Raw genomic sequence first — 19468 nt, 5'->3', positions numbered from 1 at the left:
TGATTCCATTATGCTTCAACCTCCTTCTTTTTCATCATAGAAACTTGAACTAAAGAAACTGCAGCAATTAATATAAAGAATATAACAGCTTGCGCTTGCGCTAAACCATAATTCGGCGGATTGGTATCCTTAGTTGTTTGTAAAATCTGCAGTGCTAACATTCTCGTACCAAAATTACCATTCGTTAATGCTATATTTTGATCCAATAACCTAAAACAACCTGAAATTGTTAAAAAGAACACAACTGTAAAAGATGGCATAAGCATTGGTAAAGTAATATTTTTAAACTTTTGAAAGAAATTTGCTCCATCAATATTTGCAGCTTCATATAAATCTTTAGGTATATTATTTAATCCATTTACATAAATCATCATCATATATCCGGCCATTTGCCATGTCACCATGATTACTAATGCAAACATCGCTTTGGTGGAACTCTGTGTCATATTAGTTAATGCTTCTATAGGGAAAATACCATTCTCACCAAAGAAAATTTTCGAGTATACAATTTGAAAAATAAATTGCCAGATAAATCCTAGAGCCAATCCACTTAATAAATTTGGCATGTAAAAAATTGCTCTTAACAAGCCAGCACCTCGGCTTATGTTTGTTAACATCATAGATATAATTAAAGAAGCTATATTTACGGAAATTACTGCAATACCAGTAAACTTAAGTGTATATAAAAATGCAGTTGTAAAGTTTTCCGATTTAAATACTTTAACATAATTATCAAATCCCACTAAAGCTTGCCACCAATTTTCACCACCTGCAAAATAGGTCCCACGCCAACCAGTAAAAGAATATATAACACCTATAACAAAAGGTATCAAAATTACCATTGTAAATAATAAGACCGCTGGAATCGCAAGTATTTTAGACCATTTTTTATAGAATAGCTCCATATCACATTATCCTCTCTATAATAATCTTTTATTACCTTAGTTACTCGTTTAAGTTTATAAAATAGAAATACTTCTAACCTAAAGTACTTCTAGCCAAAGTACTTCTATTTTATAGATTTTATATTAATTAGGAAGGTTTTCTCTATTGGGACTTCATTTCTTTCCATTTCTGAATAGAAAAGTCTGCTACCTTTTTATAATCTGCTTTAGTCCAGTCTGTTTTTATGAAATATTCTTCCATTAATATTTTTCCATAAGCCTCTTGTCCCCATGAGGTTGGAGCTCCATTAAATGCATTAGACAATATATTTCCCTCTTGTTTATAACTAATTAAATCATTGCTTAATGGATTAGCTAATTTAGTATTCTCAGTGGCATTAAATGGTACAAAGGCAAATTCTTCTGTAATATATCTATTACCAGTTTCAGAGGTATTAAGCCATACTAAGAATTCTTGTGCTGCTTTTTGTTCCTCTTCACTTACTTTCTGATTAATTGCATAATAACTTGGTACAAATTCTGGTATTGACTGATTGAATTTCTCTGCAGTTAATCCCTTTACTTTAATATCTGCATCAGTAAATGGTAACTTCATTGGAAGCATTGTTAAAGAATCTGTAATATCTTTATTTACTTTTTTAATATTGCTATATACCCAGTTACCTTGTTTAATAAATAATGCTTTATTATCAGCAAAAGTTTGCACTGCCTGATCATATCCTGTAGTTGTTGAATTAATAAAGTCTGCACTACGTTTTAATGAACCCTTTGGTCCTGCAAGATAATTAGTTTCAAAATCAAGTGCTTGAATAGATTTTTCTAATGGAACTCTTAATTGTTCCAACTGCTCGTCCGTTGCATTTTGTGTTGCTGATAAGCTATTAAATACAGTATTTAATGGATAATTACTGAAATGATCTCCATATGTCCATTTTTCTGCTCCAGCTACTGAAAATACACCATTTAATTGTGATGTAAGTTTTGTTTTATCTTTTGCCAGTTGATAAGTATGACCACTTAATACTACAGAACCAGCTTTATTCTCTTTAATGTAAGCATCTACGGCAATAACCATATTTTCAAATTCTTCATAAGTAGCTTTTTTAAAGTCTACAATAAACTGTTGTGTATCAGCTAACCCAAATAAATCTGCTAGCATTTTTTTGTTAGTAATCAATCCGTATCCTTCAATGTTATATGGAATACCATAATTTTCACCATCTTTTACTTTTAATCTCATTGATTCTGGTACACTATCCGCTAATTTCTTTAATTCTGGAAGCGTTGCCTCATTCAAGTCCTTAATATAACCACTGTCTCTCCATTCCGCTAACGACCCTGAATTAACAGAAAAAATTGATGGTTTTTCATCTGAGTTCATAGCAGTTCTTAGTGTGTCTGCTGCTTCCGTTGTACCCAATGAGAAAACTTTAGCCTTAACCCCTTTTTCCTTTTCATACTCTTTGCAAAGTCGCTCTAGTGCATCAGCATTTTCACTTTTTGCATTAAAAATGTAAAAATCATAATCATGCTTTGCCGATTGTTTTGATCCGCTACATCCTGCAAAACTACCTGCAACTGTTGCTACAAGTAAAGACATTACTAATAGTTTGATTTTTTTACCCATCTCAAAAATTCCCCCCTTAAAAATCTCACTATGAAACATGTTTCTCATGTTGCAAAAAAAATATTTACTATTTTACTAAACAACGCATCTCTGGTATATAGTTCTACGGTTAAAACTTAACTTACATCAGCAAATTTCTTTCCATAATCAAAACTCCATTCTCCGTACATTTTGTATTCGAAAAAGAATTCTAATTATTTTGTATAAGTTTACATTTATTCGTAGAAGACTACGTAACCGTATTTTTACCACATGAAACATGTTCCATGTATAAATTGTAGTATAATTTGTATAAATTGTCAATAAAAAAGCTATATAATTGTCATCTTTCTTACGTAAAACAAGTTCTGTGTAACAAATTGAGGTATTATTTGTATAAACTGTAACCATAAAAAAAGAAAAACCGTGCTTTCACATAAAAACCACAGTTTTTGAAATCTCTATTAACACAATATATTCAAATTTCTAGGACAGAGTGGTGTCTCCCTCTCTTAAAAATACATCAATCTCACTATAAGGTTCTACCAATTTTGATTCTTCTATCAATCCTATTATGTTTTCTACTGCCCTATTTGCAATTAAATTCACCTGTTGTACCACTGTAGTAATACTTAAAATATTGCTGTTAGTTGTATAAGTTCCGTCATATGCCACCACACAAAATTCTTTTGGGATCTGTTTACCAAGTTGTATGGCTGCTTTTAAAAAAGCTGCGGCTGCCATATCTGCTCCAAAAACCCCATCTATTTCTGGATTTTCTATTAATATTTCTTTTGCCAGGTTTAAATATCCCTCAAAATCAAAATCATTCCAATCTATTTCAATAGATTTTGATGATACACTACGTTCATGCAGCATTTTTTCTAATGCTATATGACACTGATAAGATAATACTTCTCTTGTTTGTTTACCACAGATATGAACCACATTCTTACATCCACTGTCGATAAATTTTCTTGCAGCTAACTCTCCTCCTAATTTGTGATTAGATGTAACAACCGGAATCTTTGAGCTAACAACATAATCTAGCATAATAAGCGGCTTATTAAAATCGTTATATTCTTTTAAGTCGAGATTGTTCACACCTAATATTACTCCATCTACAATATTAGATTTCAATGTTTCCATATAATCTCTTTCTCTGTTAACATCATCACCTGTGCTACATAACATAAGTTTATAGCCTTTTTGATATAATTCTTTTTCAATATCACTCGCTAATGTAGAAAAAAAAGGATGTAAGATATTAGGAACCAACATAGCAATGATTCCAACTTTTTGACGAAACATACTACGTGCTAATTCATTCGGTATATAGTTTAATTCTTCCATTGCTTGTTCAATCTTACGCCTCGTTTCAGGTGCTACATATCCACTATTATTCAGTACCCTAGACACAGTACAGGCTGCTACATTTGCCTTTTTTGCTACATCTCTTATACTAGCCATCTTATCATTCCTTTCATATGAAACATATTTCCTTTTTACTATTATACTATGACAAATATAGTAATAAAAAGAAAATCTTAAAAGGGTTCTTTAATAATTATATTTTCTTGTTTTTCTTCATTAATATTAAACATTGTTTCCTTTGGCATCTTATCGCTCTTCTTACCTTTCACTTTATTAACATAACTTTTATACTTTTGTGTAGATTTTAGCTATATGACTTACGAGTGACATGACTCTATAGTCATACCATAAGACTGAAGTTTTTAACAGCCAATACAATTCTAGGTATTGATGGAGCTTAGGAATAGCTTCAAAGGATTGAGCATGAACCATTTAAATTAATTCATATAAAACTGAATAACTGAACTATAAAAGTAAGATCTTTTTTCTAAATTTTTGTAACCTTATTACTCCTCTATAATATAATAATTATGTATTTAATGTTTCTGGAGGGAACTATGTTCTATCAAGACAATGACTATAATAAAGACTACTGTAGACATGATGACTGCGACGACAAAACATCATCAAAAAAACATCATAAAGGAAAATTTGCCCATCACATGAAGCATCATTGTCCAATGGCGCATCACTGTCCAATGAAGCATGATTGCCCAATGATGTACGGTTATGAAATGATGCATACTTATCCAAAAGTAAAAGGCTATGAATTTAAGGATCAATGTAAAGGTAGGGACGAAGATGAAAATTATTATGAAGATATAGGAGAGACTGGGCTTGATACTCGTCAATACCCCTATGGCCGTCCTCCATACTTCCACCGTCCTCCATTCTTCCACCGACCTCCATTTTTCTCCCCATTCTTCTTCCCATTCTTCCACCCATTTTTCTTCTTTCCTTTCTTCCACAGGGGGGATGATGAGACTAATAATGAAGAAGGAAGTACCTATTAAGCTTGTGAAGTTGTGTATGTAAATTGAATCAGATTTCACATCTTGAAATTATAGTAAAAAGAACTCTACAGCATTTTTGTAGAGTTCTTTTTGCACAATAATGATTGCTATAAAAATGCTCCAGTACAATATCTTATAAAGTTAGCATGCCAGATATTAACGTTGAAAAGTGTATATAAATACTATAAAATAGAGTATAAAATAACATATTAAAATTTGAAAGATTATTATAAATATGATATTCTATAATTTATAAATTTATTTATTTTAGGAGGTATCTTAATGAATCCTGACCCCGATGGTAGTATTACGTCACAGTTAATACTAATAGTTATTCTTACACTTATTAATGCTTTTTTTGCCTCAGCAGAAATGGCAATAGTATCTCTAAACAAAAACAAAATAAAATATCTTGCAGAACAAGGTAATAAGAAGGCCAAGCTTTTAGAAAAACTAATGAATGAACCAAGTAGATTTTTAGCTACTATACAGGTTGGTATAACATTGGCAGGTTTTTTTGCCAGTGCTTCTGCAGCCACAGGATTAGCAGATGACTTTTCACAATTTTTAAAAGCTCTTAATGTTCCGTATAGTAATGAAATAGCTTTAGTTTCTATAACCATAGCTCTTTCATACATTACATTGGTATTTGGAGAGTTATATCCAAAGAGATTAGCACTGCAAAAGTCTGAAGCTATAGCAATGTTTACTATTCAACCAGTTATGTTTGTGTCTAAAATTGCATTACCTTTCGTTAAATTACTTTCTGGTTCCACCAATTTATTAGTTAAAATTTCAGGAGTAGATACAAAAAACCTTGAAGAAAAGATATCTAAAGAAGAAATCAAATCCCTTATAGAAGTAGGACAAGAGCATGGAGTTATAAAAGAAACAGAAAAAGAAATGATTGAAAGCATCTTTGAATTTGATAATACAAAAGCAAAAGGGGTAATGACTCCTAGAACAGAGGTCTGTTTAATTGAGATAAATACTCCAACTAATGATATCTTGAATGAGCTAATTGAAGAAAGTTTTTCAAGAATTCCTGTTTATGAAGAAGATATTGATAATATTATAGGGATACTTTATATGAAAGATTTCTTCTTTGCAGCAAGTAAGCATGGCTTTGAAAATGTTAATATTAGAGACATACTTAGAAAGCCATACTTTGTACCTGAGACAAAAAATATAGATGATTTATTTAAGGAATTGCAATCATCTAATAACCATATGGCAATATTGATTGATGAATATGGCGGTTTTTCTGGAATTGTTACCATTGAAGACTTGATAGAAGAAGTTGTGGGTAACATATTTGATGAGCACGATGAAATAGAATCAGATATTAAGCAAGTAGATACTAATACCTATCTTGTAAATGGGTTATTGTCTATTGATGATATAAATGATTATCTTCACTTAAATATACAATCTGAACACTCTGAAACTATAGGAGGATTCTTGGTAAATATCATTGGTAGAATTCCTAAAGGTGCAGAGGAAAAGGTTATTGAATATGGAAATGTAGTATTTAAGATTGAAGAAGCAACTAAGAAAAGAATAGAAAAAATAAAGATATACGTACAAAGTTAAAAAGAAGGCTATGCATGATGTTATGCATAGCCTTCTTTTTTAAAATAATATCTACAAAATGGAACTTCTGCATACTTACCTTCTATTAGCAGTTTAATAAAATACCTTTTAGGATCATCCCAATGAAATTGCTCTACTAACTGATTATAATGTTTTAAATACAGATTACTTTAAAGAACTTTTTAGAATTTACTAAATGTCCTCAAATTATAAAACTTTTACAAATTCGACCGTAACATCACATATTCGACATAACCATCATATTCTAAAGCAGGGGTAAAATATTAAAACTAAAAGGAGATTTTTATATGTCTGGCAAAAAGATATTGGACGATAGTCCTATATGCAAAGGATGTATATGTGAATTTAATAGACTTGAAGAAGCACGTTTTTGGTCAAGAATTATGAAAGAACATGCTCTTTTTATTAAACTTGGATTACCTGCTGATGAGCCAAAATTAATAGCAGAAGCCCAGGCTTTCTTTGATTTGTTTGAGGTATTAGAAAATAGACTAAATCATGTATCGAGAATTAATCCAGAACTTTTAGAAGATTTAATTAAGGCTGTTAGAGCTATAATTGCATTTAAAAAATTTTTACTTCGAAAAATAATTGAATGTAAGGCACAACCTGGAAGCAATTATCCTCTTCTTTTAGACCATATTAGAAGAGAGGCTATGCACTTCTTGAGATTATTACGCTCACCTGTACCAGAAGATTCATTAGATTTACTTCTACAAGAAGAAGTATTTTGGCTTCGTATAATGAAAGAGCATATAGAATTTATTATACACTTACTTGATCCATCTGAAAGGGAATTAATAGAGGACGCAGTACAGTTTAAAAAGACCTTTTCACGTTTACTTGAAACAGCTAGAGATTTAGAGTCTATGGCTGAATCAGAACCAAAAAATTTCAATACTGTAATACGATTTACAGAGGATGTAATTGATAACACTATTAAACTTCGCGACTTTAAAGCAGCTGCCTTTGAATTAGCAACCTTATGTGAGCTATTAAGTATTGTATCAACACCATTACTACTTGATCATGTGAGAAGAGAGGCTGACAAGTTCCTTGATGAAATGGATGTACTCTTACCTGAAGTTAAAAAATGTCACTCTACTTTAAATAAGTGTCATGTTTAGAGAAAATATACAATTACTATAAAAAGGCTACTTTGCAAGTAGTCTTTTTATAGTATATCATATATAATCTCTGCAAAATAAATATAACATCCCCTTTAGAAAATGCATGGAACTTTATTGTTCACATAACCATACTATAAGATATAGTGATTATCAAAGTGGTGATAGATTTGTATCAATGTCCAATGGGAGCATTTTTTTATACTATACAACCATATGATACATCATGGTTAGACCAAAGGTACCCTTCTACTATTTACCCAATTACCTCAGCAAATGCAGAATCAAATCCCAATTATATATGTCCTGAATATGGATATTATCCTGAAAGGTATTACCCTGCTCCAACTAGAATCAATAAAACAGAAGTATATTTAACCAATACCATACGTATGCTCTGGGAACAACACGGTGCCTGGACAAGGATGGCCATAACAAGTTTAGCGTTAGATTTACCAGATGTAGATCTTGTTATTGAGCGACTTCTTCGAAATCCAGTAGATTTTGAGAATGCATTAAGGCCTTTCTACGGAGATAAAATTGCTTCAAAATTTAGTGATTTACTAAAAAGTCATCTTGTTATAGCCGCAGAACTTGTCAAAGCATCCAAGGTCGGCGATAACAAAGTAGCGTCAGATACTGAAAAGAAATGGTACGATAATGCTAATGAGATTGCTGTTTTCCTTGGTAGAATAAATCCATATTGGTCTCAAGAAGATTGGAGAATAATGCTACATAAGCATTTGGCACTAGTTAAAGCTGAAGCAGTTGCTATGCTTACCAAAAATTATGCAGCTGGTATCGCAGTATATGATGAAATTGAGAATCAAGCGTTAGAAATGGCTGATGTGATGGCTGAGGGTATCATTAAACAGTTTCCTGAGATATTTAAAGAATAACAGAATAGTTTTCACTGCCTTGAAAGATAACTCTGAGCAAGCATCTAGCCTATTAAATTTGAGTTAGATAACAAATAAGAACTCTACAGCATTTTTGTAGAGTTCTTTTAATATATATCTTAGAAGAATTCCTTATAGGTTAAAAATTTCTTTAGGTGTTCCTGATTCAACAATTACTCCTTCTTTTAAAATTACCACCTTATCAGCTATACTCTTTACATCTTCTCTATCATGAGTTACAAAAATAGATGTTATACCAGTTTGATTCAGTATTGCTTTCAATTCTTCTCTGATTTTGCTCTTTAAATGAGCATCTAAATTACTAAAGGGTTCATCTAAAAGTAAAACGGAAGGTTTAGGAGCCAAAGCTCTTGCGATAGCAACCCTTTGCTGCTGTCCTCCACTTAGTTCATGTGGGTATCTTTTACTAAAATCCTGTAAGTTGACAAGTTCTAGCATTTCCTGAACTCTGTTCTCTTTTTCTTTCTTAGTAAGATTCTTAAGTCCAAACTTAATATTTTCATCTACTGTCATATGAGGGAAAAGAGCGTAGTCTTGAAATACCATACCTATACCTCGCTTTTCAGGCACGATAAAAGTATTACTGTCAAACATAATTTTATTATCTATAGTAATACTTCCACTTACAGGGGTCTCAAGTCCTGCTATTAACCTTAGCACTGTACTCTTTCCGCCTCCACTCTCTCCCAAAATAGAAAGTATTTCTCCCTTTTGCATACTAAGACTAATATCCTTTAGAGTCTCTATTTTTGAATTTCTATATTTAAAAGTTAAATTACTGATTTCTATAAACATCATTTCTTCTCCTTATCTCCTATTCTATATAATAAATAGACTGAAATAATACTGACAAGTATTATAATAAGTGCTGGGATTGATGCCTCATGTATCATTTCATCACTAGCATATTCATATGTCTTTGTAGCTAGAGTATTAAAATTAAAAGGTCTCAAAATCAAGGTCAGTGGCAGCTCTTTTACTATATCAACAAAAACTAATGCAAATCCACTAATCAATGCTGGTTTCATCATAGGTAAATCTACCTTGAAAAATGTTTTAGTTACACTATTCCCCAATGTCCTTGAGGCTTCAAAAAACCTCATTCCAATCTTATCAAATCCGGATTCTATTGATTGATACCCTATAGCCAAAAACCTTATAGTGTAAGCAAAGATTAACATGAATATACTTGTGCTTAAAACAAGAGTCTTTGAGCTTGGGTCAATAGCCTTATAAAGCCATAGCATCTTACGATCTATACTTATAAAGAAAAGAATTACTCCAATTGCAATAACTGCACCAGGAATAGAATAGCCAAGAATAGATATTTTAGAAAAAACCTTAGCAGTCCACTTATTATTCATTCTGCAGTAATTTGCAATAACTACAGACATACCTATTATAAGTACTGATGCTGCAACCGCAAGCCATATAGAATTAAACATAAGACCTATAAACTTAACATTAAGTATTTTTTTATAAGTTAGAATACTCCAATGACTTAACTGCATCAAAGGTATAATAAAGCCCATACTTAGAATAGTAAAACAGTAGAAAAATGCTCCTACAGCTTTTATACCCTTTAATTCTATTCTAACAATTGATCTCACTTTTGCTGTAGTGTAGCTATATTTCTTTCTTCCTCGCAACCACTTCTCAACAATTAATATGATAAACACTGCAGACATTAATATGGAAGCAAGCTTTACTGCTGTACCTGTATCTCCCATGGAAAACCAAGTCTTAAATATAGCTGTACTAAAAGTTTGGACTCCAAAGTAAGATACGACTCCATAATCGTTAAGCACCTCAAGGAGAACCAGTGACGTTCCTCCAACAATAGCTCCACGGGATACAGGCAGGATTACATGTATAAAAATATCAATGGATCCTCTTCCAAGCAGCCTTGCATTCTCAATAAGTGCAGCAGATTGCTTTTCAAGAAATGATCTAGTTATCATATATACATATGGAAATAAAAAGATTGTAAATATGAATACTGCACCTTTTATTGACATTATGTCGAAATATTTAGCATCTATATTAATTTTCATAGCATTTCTAAAGAATTTCTGTACTACACCAGTATAATTAAATATGCCATTATATGTATATGCCGCTATATATGGAGGTATTGTGAGCGGTAGAATAAGTGCCCACTTAAAAAATTTCCTAAATGGAAATTCATACGCAGCAATTAACCACGCTAGTGTTGTTCCAATTATCATTGTAAAAAGACCAGTGGTAAATACTATCTTTATAGTATTTATAATATAATCCTTCAAAAGAAAAGTCTTAATATGGTACCAGTTCTCATTAGGCTTATCTAATAGATGAAATAATATATACATGCATGGTAAGACTACCAAAAGCACAAATAGAAAACTAAAAAACCCCCACGAATTGAACTTATGCTTTATACTTTGAAACTCCTTCACTTTTTTCACACCCTTTTGTTTAATTAGTATTAATTCCAAAAAGGCAGTCCACTAAGACTGCCTTTAGAATTATTTCCAACCTACTTTATTCATTATTTCTACTGCCTTCTTATTGTTCTCTCCAAGCTCAGTTAAGTTTATATCTTGAGTTTTAAATTCGCCCCAAGATTTTAGAAGATCTGCAGGCTCAACATCTTTATTTACAGGATACTCAAAATTAGCTTCTGCAAATAACTTTTGTGCTTCTGTACCTGATAAGAATTCTATCAACTTAATTGCATTTTCTTTATTCTTAGCAATCTTTGTAACTCCAACACCACTTATATTTATATGTGTTCCATTAGTTGATTGATTTGGGAAGAACACTCCAATATTCTTTGCAACCTTTACTTCCTCAGCATCTGAAGAGTTAAGCATTTTACCCACATAATATGTATTCATTATCGCAACATCGCCTACACCTGATACAATAGCCTTAGCTTGATCTCTGTCATTTCCCTTTGGCTCTCTTGCAAGGTTTGCTACAAGACCCTTTGCCCATTCTTCAGCTTTTTCTTCACCGTTTATGGCTATAAAGGAAGCAAGTAATGACTGATTATACACACTACTTGAAGATCTAACTACTACTTTGCCCTTCCACTTTGGGCTAGTTAAGTCTTCATAAGTTGATAACTGTTCAGGGTTTACTCTGTCTTTAGCATAAACAATAACTCTTGCTCTTGCTGTTAACGCTACCCATTCACCATCTTTGTCTATTAAATTTTCCGGAACATTTTTTGATATAGTATCTGATAATGATGACTGCAGTAGTCCCTTCTCTTTGGCTTTATGTAATCTTCCTACATCTGATGTAATAAACATATCTGCCTCACTATCATTACCTTCCCTTGTAAGTCTTTCAAGTAATTCATCTGCAGTTCCCTCAACTACATTAACCTTAATACCTGTCTTCTTTGTAAAGTCTGCGTAAAGTTGCTTGTCAGTATCATAATTTCTCTCAGAGTATACATTAACCACCTGCTCCTTTTTAGGATCCTCCTTAGGAGTATCAGTAGCAGACGGCTTACCTGCACATCCTGCTAACATCATTGTTGTTAATACTGTTGATGCTAATATTGTAATTAAAGATCTTTTTTTCATTTTGTCGCCCCCTTATTGATATTTAAATTCATTTTCTAATGAATACTATTCTCAATTACATAATATAATATACTTATACCAAAGTCAACAAATAAGATTAAAGTTTTCTTTTAAATTGTTTAAATTCATAAAAAGTTAATATTTATCATTCATACATTTAGTACTTGTTCAATACTAAGCATGGGACTTGCAGTCGGTTTTGAAAGAATTACTATATATGGTCTATCCCAAGCAATTATACCTATTCTTTATGGTGGTATATGTTCTGTAGATAACAATTATAGATACCTAATGTAACATTAATAAAAATCTATTCATAACATATAAAGTAAATCCAGAAAAAGGAGTTTAGATATGTATCACAGTCATTATTACGCAGGATTATCCTCTATTGATGATGGTCATAGACATGAATATAATGGGCGAACTACTCCAGCACCAAGCGGAATACCTCATACACATTATATAATAGGATATACATCTTATGACGATGGTCACACTCACTACTATATGATTCAAACCTCCGTAGATTATCCAGTTCCTGGAGGACATATTCATAACATTTCTGGAGTAACTCAAATAACTGAACAACATTATCACGCACTACAAACCAGGACAACTTCAGCTTATTAACAACAAAATATGAAAATGCCGTTTCCTCTAAGAATAGTTATAAATTCATTGATTTCTTCTAATAAAATAGGTGCCTGGACAAGAATGACTATAACAAGCTTAGTGCTAGGCTTACCAGATGTGGATCTTGTTACTAAGCGACTTCTTCGAAACCCCGAAGATTTTTTATAAATCCCACTCAGTCTACTGTGATTTAATCATATTTCACTTTGTGAAATGACAGCAAATAAGAATTCTACAAGAGCACTGTAGAATTCTTTTTGCATAGAAATTATTTCTATAGGGTTAATTGGTTAGACATTAATTTTCCAAACAATTTCTACTGTAAAATCTTTAAATAAATATATTATTTCAGCTAAAGGAAACCTCAACTATATGTAGAATTATATTCTAAAAGTCACACGTAATTGTTAAATCCGTACTAATACCCAAAATTTCATGTGAGGGTGATTAAGTTTATATTTAGATAATAATAGGAGGAATTTTATGAATAAGGTAGCTACACTTGGGCCAACAGGTACTTTCACTGAACTTGCTGCTAAGAAGTATATTCAAAATGTTAATATGGATGCAAAGATAGTTTTTTATCCAAGCATAACAAAGGTTTTTAATTCAATTGGTAGAGAATGTGAATTAGGCATTATACCGATTGAAAATCTACTCGATGGATATGTGCAACCTACACTTGATTTACTTTCACATACAGATTTACATATAATATACGAGCTTGTTATCCCAATTCAATTTGCATTTGTGGGGAATGATTTAAATATGTCAGACATCAAAAAAATATATGCCCAATTTAAAACTCAAGGACAGTGTTGCAGATTTTTAGAGCAATTTACTAATGCAAAAATAATAACTACCGAAAGTAATGGAGAATCTCTTGAACAGGTAAGAAAAGGTACTTTAGGTGAGTCAGCCATAATTCCCAGACATATGTTAGATGTTGGAGAAAAATTTACTTATAATATTGAAAATGTAACTGATTCAGTGGATAATGAGACAAGATTTATTATTCTTTCAAAAGATGCTGTAAGCTATGATATGAATAAGGACTATAAAACTTCAATAGTTATCGTGAATACTTTAAATGAACCAGGAGTTTTATCTAAAATCTTAAATGAATTTTCTAAAAGAGATATTAATTTAACTTCGATAATATCACGTCCAACCAAAAGCGCACTTGGAAAATACCATTTTTTCATTGATATTGATGGATATTATCCTGAAGAAACAAATATTAAACAAGCAATTGATGAAATAAGTAAAAGAAATGTAGTTAAAATTCTTGGTTCTTATTCGTTAATTTAAATTATATTATGATTCTTCATTTTTGCTTCATGTACAACTTTAAATTACAAATCTTAAAATATTCTTTGTATTTTCATCTAGAGAAAAAGTTATATTCATTTATATACATTATTTGCATTAATGTTATAATTAAGTAGTATAATATAAACTGTACTTTATGAAAGATAGGGGAGGAAATATATGCATATATTCTATATATTTATATCTGCAATAATATCGTATTTCGTTTTTACTATTTTATTTAAAAGATTAAATACAAGTGATTTAAAATTATTTGTTCCCCTTCAAAAATTTGTAAATAAATCTAAGAGAAAAAAAACATGGAAAAACATAGCTTATATTTTTCTTATTCTTGTTTATTGTTCTCTGTTAGATTCCTTTAATATAACACCAATTGTTTCTGGAATAATAATATCATTCTTCACCTGTTTACATGAAATTACTTTCAGTAACAGTATAACTACTAAATAATATTAAAATATTAAAAATTAATGGAGGAATGCATCTTCCGTTAATTTATATTTAACTAAAAAAAAGAACAGCGCCTGCTGTTCTTTAATATACTACTGTTATTGATAGTATATTTTAAAGTTTACTTTTACAAACTGAAATTAAAAACAAAATTTATGTTATAAAATAATCATAAATAAAAATAGCTATAGAAAAACTCATTCTTGAATTATAATTCTTAAAATTAACTCCGCATAGCTCGCCTATTTTATTTAATCTATTCTTAAGAGTATGTCTATGTATGAAAAGCTTATTTGCAGTATCTGTTATATTGCATTCATTTGCTAAATAGATTTTTAGCGTTTCTAGGTAGGAGCTTTTATGAAGCATATCATAATCTATAATCGGTTTTAGTGTTTCATAAGCAAATTTAGTAGAATAATTACTATAGTGTACTATTTCAAATAATTTAAAAAGATTTATATCATTATATGAACAAATTCCCTTTTTCACACCAATCTTTTTCAAAATTTGCTGACTTGCTATGGCATCATTGAAAGCAGCAAGTAAGTTGTCAATACTTTGTAATATACTTGAACCAATCAAAAAATTTATTTGAAATTGTTCTGATATAGTATTTAATATTTTTGAAATATCATAAGTTACATCCTGAAATAAAACATCTTCTTTTAGTGATACAATAAATAATATTTGTTCTCCAGAAAACTCTATTTCTACTTCATTACTCCTACTAATAAAATATGCCTTTATTTTATCAATGCTCTCAAGTATTATACTACTAGCTCTTAGGTTATTAATATACGATGCCGATGCTAAAAACAGATATACGTTAGAGTTAGAATCAGATTTAGATTGTACCATTTTATTAATACTATTATTTGTGTTATGTACAATATGATTGAGCTTATTCCTAAGATTAATAAAATCAGAATCATTATGGAGATTTAATTGAAGATTTATGTTTTCTAATAAAACATGCATAATATGTGAGAAAGTAAGGTTTGGTGGAAGCTCAATTACAGGAAAATCATATTTATTTGCAGCATCTTTAATATACTGTGGAATTTCATCAATATAGTATCCAGTTTGTATAGCAATACCACAAAGTCCTCTGTTTTTAAGCCTTAAAATTATATCTTTATATTGATCTTCATTGTCAATTTTATATCCTGTTGTAATTAGCAGTTCACCTTTCTGTAATGAATCCAATGCATCAAGTATTTCCATTAAATTAACCCATAAAATTTCGTTATTAATTCCCTTCTCTCCAGCTACTATTTTCGCACCTGCAAGTAAATTATATTCAATGATATTTCTAATGAGAAAAGCCAAAATAAAACCTCCTTTTGTGACTACTATACAAAACTATAGAATTCAATATCTATTATGAATTAAATTAGGTCGAATTTAATTCTATGCCTCATTAATATTTCTTTTTACCAATTCCATTACAGCAAAAGTAGCTATATCATCTACGAATTCTCCAGGTCCAAAGCTAGCATAATAACAAGTTCCTTGCAAGCTCGTGTGTTATCCTTGAACTACTACATACTACACAACTTAAAAAAATCTTAAAATTCGCATTATTAAATTGCTATAATAAGTACCCTTTGTGAAAAAGAAATAACCGGAAGTTATTATTTCCAGTTATCTCTTTTATATTAAAATAATTAAATTAATTACAACTAAAACAGCATTTTACCTATTATAATTTAATAATATAATGCATTACTGATGTTACAGCCAAAGCAATAATCTGTTTGCTTTTACAATTATATTATAGTAATAGCTATAGTATAATTGTTCCTACAATAATAATTGCTACAAAACCTGAAAGCACAGGAATTAAATCATGTTTACACAATTCTTCAGGTGCTATACCACATACTCCTGGTATAGGTAAAACTCCCCATGGAATTATAGTTCCACCACCAACAAATATAGCTGTCATTTGTCCTATAGTTGCCAATGCAGCTGGATTAACATCTATACTAGGAGCAAAAGCTTGAGCAAGTGATCCTACTAGAGGTAATGCTGAGAAACCTGATCCGTCCAAAGCACATAGTGCACCTGCCGCAGCTACTATAACAATTATCGGGAATTTCCCCATCGGAACTGCATGCGATAAAGCAATACCTATATCATTAAGAAAGCCTGTTGCATTAGGTCCTAATATTGCTTTAGCAGTCCCTTCACCACCAAGGAAGAAGAAGGCAGCTATAACTATTACTGGAGCAAATACTTCAATACCAAACATAAGCCCATGCCCAAAGAAATCACCAATTTTTTGCATTGACTTAGTTAAATTATATGGTTTTGATTTTCGTGGAATAAGTGCTATTATACACATTATTATTGTTGCAGTTCCACCTACTAGCGCAGATGCATCTGAACCTACTATCTTGTACTTAATCATAATAATGATATCAATTATAAATACTAATGGAACTAATACAGCAATAATCTTTGAAGCAACTGAACATTCATCCTCACCTACAGGAATATCTTTAGTCACTGCTACTTCTGACTTTACATATTCCTTGTTCTTTGAATTCTTTTTAGCATATTGTTTAAATAATGGTACAGAAGCAACTCCTATAGTTACAAAACTCATAACTAGCCATAAAGGTATAGATTCCTTCATCATTGTATATGTACTGACACCAGCAGCTTTAGCTGTAATTGCAGGAGCACCTTGAATAAAGAAATCGGAAGACAGAGCAATCCCATGACCAAATAAATTCATAGCACTAGCAGCCCATACAGCTGATAGTCCGGCTTCTAATGCAGCAGGCAATAGCAAAGTACCAATAAGAGCAACACCTGGTGCAGGCCAAATAAACCAACCAATAAATAACATTACAAATCCAAGAATAAAGAAAGCGGATATTGGTCCTCTAATTACTTTCTTTAGAGGTCTTATCATTGCTTTATCAGCACCTATATCACTTAATGCTTTTGACATAGCCATAACAAGTGCAATTACCATTATAATTCCTAAAAATTCCGTAGTTGCCGTTATAAAAGAGTTATACATAATTTGTATTGCTTTTACTGCATTTCCGGAATACATAAAAGCTATTATAAGTATCCCCAAAATACAAGGAAGATAAAGGTTTTTTCTAAGTGCCAATGTTGCAAGAATTATAACTGTGATTATGATGTAAACATAATGAATGAGACTTAACATTACCATAAATAATACCTCCATTTAAATTGATTTAGTTTTGATAAATTTGTTATATAGGGAATAATACAAATTTATATAATTTAAGCAAAAATATTTTTTAATCCTAATTCGCTTACTTTGTTTTCAATTTCATGAATGTTTATGGTATATAATCCTAAGCTCTTAATCCTATCAAAAAGCACTGAACCTGAGAATGTATATTTCTTAGCTAGACCTTCTTCGATCTCCATCTGCTCTTTTACATAGGCAATAGCTTCTCCTATAGCTAATTGTCTTGGTATTTCTAATAAGCTTTCTCCTTCACAGAATTTCACACTATTATAACCTGCTAAAGTTCCAGTTACTACTGCTTCAGTATGTCCAACTAAAAGACCAGCCTTTTCACCAGCACAGAACAAATTATTTAGACCTTCTACTTTAAGTGCGTTGTCCCTTGGAGCCATAGCGAAAAATCTCATGGAGTTTCCTTTTCCGCCAGCATATGGATCCTCATATCTTGCATTTTCGAAACCAGGTATACGCCTTAGTTTTTCAATACTATAAAATGGTGTCATTAATTTTCCATGTCCTGTATCCAAAAGAATTATATTATTCTTAAATTCTTTAAGAGCGTACTGTTGACAAGCTTTTATATCTAAATGATCCTCTATAAGATCTTCAGGTAAAGGTATAACAGCTACACCTTTAGTATTTAATTCATTTACTATTTCAGGTGATAAAGACTCCTTATATAATTTACAAGAACCACTCATTGCACCAATTGATTCATCAGACTTTTTACCTACATACTCTTTTATACCAGCTAATCCTGTTAAACTTATTCTTCCTCCAAAGCTTGGACATCTTAATATGCACATAGCACAACCATTTCCATACTTAGTACAATTATTCATAGGACCTGCGGTTCCAGTAGCATCAATAAATACATCACCTTTATAAATATTACCTTGTCCATCTTCAACACTAAGTATAGAAGCATTTTCCATATCTATTTTTGCTATTCTTGCCTCGAACACTACATTTACACCAATTTCATTAAGATACTGTAATACAGCACCTGGAGTTTTTCCAACATCATATAAGCTTGCATGACTATGACCAGGAAAATCTATATTCTTATGTCTTGAATTATCATCAGTAATTTTAAATAATTCTCCTCCTCCCATAGCAATTAATTCTTCTGTTGCAGTATAACGACCGTTATTTCTCATTATGCCGCCTACTAACCCAGTCCCTAAAAGCATATCTGTTCTCTCAAGTAATGTAACTTCTGCTCCTTTTTTCTTAGCACTAATGGCAGCTGCACAACCTGACCAGCCTCCACCGATAATAACTACTTTCATCATTAATTCCTCCTTATAAATTTTGAATATTGCAAATTATTAATTCATGTCCTTGTGCACAAAAATAGAACGTACTAATCAATAAAAAAATGATTGTAAACAAAAAAGGAATCTTTTTATGCGTACTTTAGAATAAGCACATGCACAAAAGACTCCTCTGTCATCTGAATTATTTTGTTATTATTTCACAAAAATCATTATAGCATAACACTATCAAACATCATAGTAATATATGATATTTTTTTCTTTGCGTTTCCTTTACATATACAAAATGTATATAAATATCGAATAAATACATACATATCGTTGATTGTTTAAAATATTAAAAAAAATTATAATAAATATCAAACAAACCATTATCATTTTAACAATAAAAACAC

The 19468-nt window shown here is 31.1% G+C and carries 15 protein-coding genes; 6 read left to right on the top strand and 9 right to left on the bottom strand.

Annotation, left to right across the window (positions count from 1 at the left end; genetic code table 11):
- Positions 1–8 precede the first annotated feature (8 nt).
- The 3 genes from CPJCM30710_RS07640 to CPJCM30710_RS07630 form a co-directional block, all read right to left on the bottom strand.
- On the bottom strand, positions 9–905 hold the full coding sequence (locus tag CPJCM30710_RS07640; protein ID WP_212903578.1) for a carbohydrate ABC transporter permease: 897 nt from the start codon (positions 903–905) through the stop codon (positions 9–11).
- Between the two features lie 142 nt (positions 906–1047).
- On the bottom strand, positions 1048–2532 hold the full coding sequence (locus tag CPJCM30710_RS07635; protein WP_212903577.1) for an ABC transporter substrate-binding protein: 1485 nt from the start codon (positions 2530–2532) through the stop codon (positions 1048–1050).
- A 465-nt stretch (positions 2533–2997) separates the two neighbouring features.
- On the bottom strand, positions 2998–3981 hold the full coding sequence (locus tag CPJCM30710_RS07630; protein ID WP_212903576.1) for a LacI family DNA-binding transcriptional regulator: 984 nt from the start codon (positions 3979–3981) through the stop codon (positions 2998–3000).
- Between the two features lie 461 nt (positions 3982–4442).
- Between CPJCM30710_RS07630 and CPJCM30710_RS07625 the strand changes: the two genes are divergently transcribed.
- The 4 genes from CPJCM30710_RS07625 (at position 4443) to CPJCM30710_RS07610 (ending at position 8538) form a co-directional block, all read left to right on the top strand.
- Positions 4443–4898 carry a hypothetical protein gene (locus CPJCM30710_RS07625; protein WP_212903575.1) on the top strand — a complete coding sequence of 152 codons (456 nt, stop codon included), beginning with the start codon at positions 4443–4445 and terminating at the stop codon, positions 4896–4898.
- A 282-nt stretch (positions 4899–5180) separates the two neighbouring features.
- Positions 5181–6491, top strand: a complete 1311-nt coding sequence (locus CPJCM30710_RS07620; RefSeq protein WP_212903574.1) for a hemolysin family protein — start codon at positions 5181–5183, stop codon at positions 6489–6491.
- A gap of 308 nt (positions 6492–6799) precedes the next feature.
- Entirely contained in the window at positions 6800–7639 is an 840-nt protein-coding gene (locus tag CPJCM30710_RS07615; RefSeq protein WP_212903573.1) for a DUF2935 domain-containing protein, read from the top strand.
- 170 nt (positions 7640–7809) lie between these two features.
- Positions 7810–8538 (top strand): LysM peptidoglycan-binding domain-containing protein, encoded by a 729-nt coding sequence (locus CPJCM30710_RS07610; protein ID WP_246503490.1) that lies wholly within the window; start codon positions 7810–7812, stop codon positions 8536–8538.
- A gap of 132 nt (positions 8539–8670) precedes the next feature.
- Here CPJCM30710_RS07610 and CPJCM30710_RS07605 read toward each other — a convergent pair whose 3' ends face one another.
- From CPJCM30710_RS07605 to CPJCM30710_RS07595, 3 genes are all read right to left on the bottom strand, one after another.
- On the bottom strand, positions 8671–9354 hold the full coding sequence (locus CPJCM30710_RS07605) for an ABC transporter ATP-binding protein (RefSeq protein WP_212903572.1): 684 nt from the start codon (positions 9352–9354) through the stop codon (positions 8671–8673).
- Positions 9354–10910, bottom strand: a complete 1557-nt coding sequence (locus CPJCM30710_RS07600; protein WP_212903571.1) for an ABC transporter permease — start codon at positions 10908–10910, stop codon at positions 9354–9356. Before CPJCM30710_RS07600 ends, CPJCM30710_RS07605 begins: the two co-directional genes overlap by 1 nt.
- A 156-nt stretch (positions 10911–11066) precedes the next feature.
- Positions 11067–12137, bottom strand: a complete 1071-nt coding sequence (locus tag CPJCM30710_RS07595; protein WP_212903570.1) for a Fe(3+) ABC transporter substrate-binding protein — start codon at positions 12135–12137, stop codon at positions 11067–11069.
- 354 nt (positions 12138–12491) lie between these two features.
- Here CPJCM30710_RS07595 and CPJCM30710_RS07590 point away from each other — a divergent pair, with 354 nt between their 5' ends.
- The gene (locus CPJCM30710_RS07590) at positions 12492–12770 is read left to right on the top strand and encodes a YmaF family protein (protein ID WP_212903569.1); all 279 of its coding nucleotides are present in this window, start codon (positions 12492–12494) and stop codon (positions 12768–12770) included.
- 486 nt (positions 12771–13256) lie between these two features.
- A complete protein-coding gene (locus CPJCM30710_RS07585; RefSeq protein ID WP_212903568.1) occupies positions 13257–14084 on the top strand; it encodes a prephenate dehydratase in 828 nt (275 codons plus the stop codon).
- 624 nt (positions 14085–14708) lie between these two features.
- Here CPJCM30710_RS07585 and CPJCM30710_RS07580 read toward each other — a convergent pair.
- From CPJCM30710_RS07580 to CPJCM30710_RS07570, 3 genes are all read right to left on the bottom strand, one after another.
- Positions 14709–15887: a PucR family transcriptional regulator gene (locus tag CPJCM30710_RS07580; RefSeq protein WP_212903567.1), complete on the bottom strand. Its 1179-nt coding sequence runs from the start codon at positions 15885–15887 to the stop codon at positions 14709–14711.
- A 457-nt stretch (positions 15888–16344) separates the two neighbouring features.
- Positions 16345–17751, bottom strand: coding sequence for a hypothetical protein (locus CPJCM30710_RS07575; RefSeq protein ID WP_212903566.1), 1407 nt, complete (start codon positions 17749–17751; stop codon positions 16345–16347).
- Between the two features lie 74 nt (positions 17752–17825).
- On the bottom strand, positions 17826–19088 hold the full coding sequence (locus CPJCM30710_RS07570) for an FAD-dependent oxidoreductase (RefSeq protein ID WP_212903565.1): 1263 nt from the start codon (positions 19086–19088) through the stop codon (positions 17826–17828).
- Positions 19089–19468: the final 380 nt, after the last annotated feature.

The sequence above is a fragment of the Clostridium polyendosporum genome (genome assembly GCF_018332455.1).
Taxonomy (GTDB): domain Bacteria; phylum Bacillota; class Clostridia; order Clostridiales; family Clostridiaceae; genus Clostridium_AY; species Clostridium_AY polyendosporum.
This window is presented reverse-complemented; position numbering and strand designations above follow the sequence as displayed.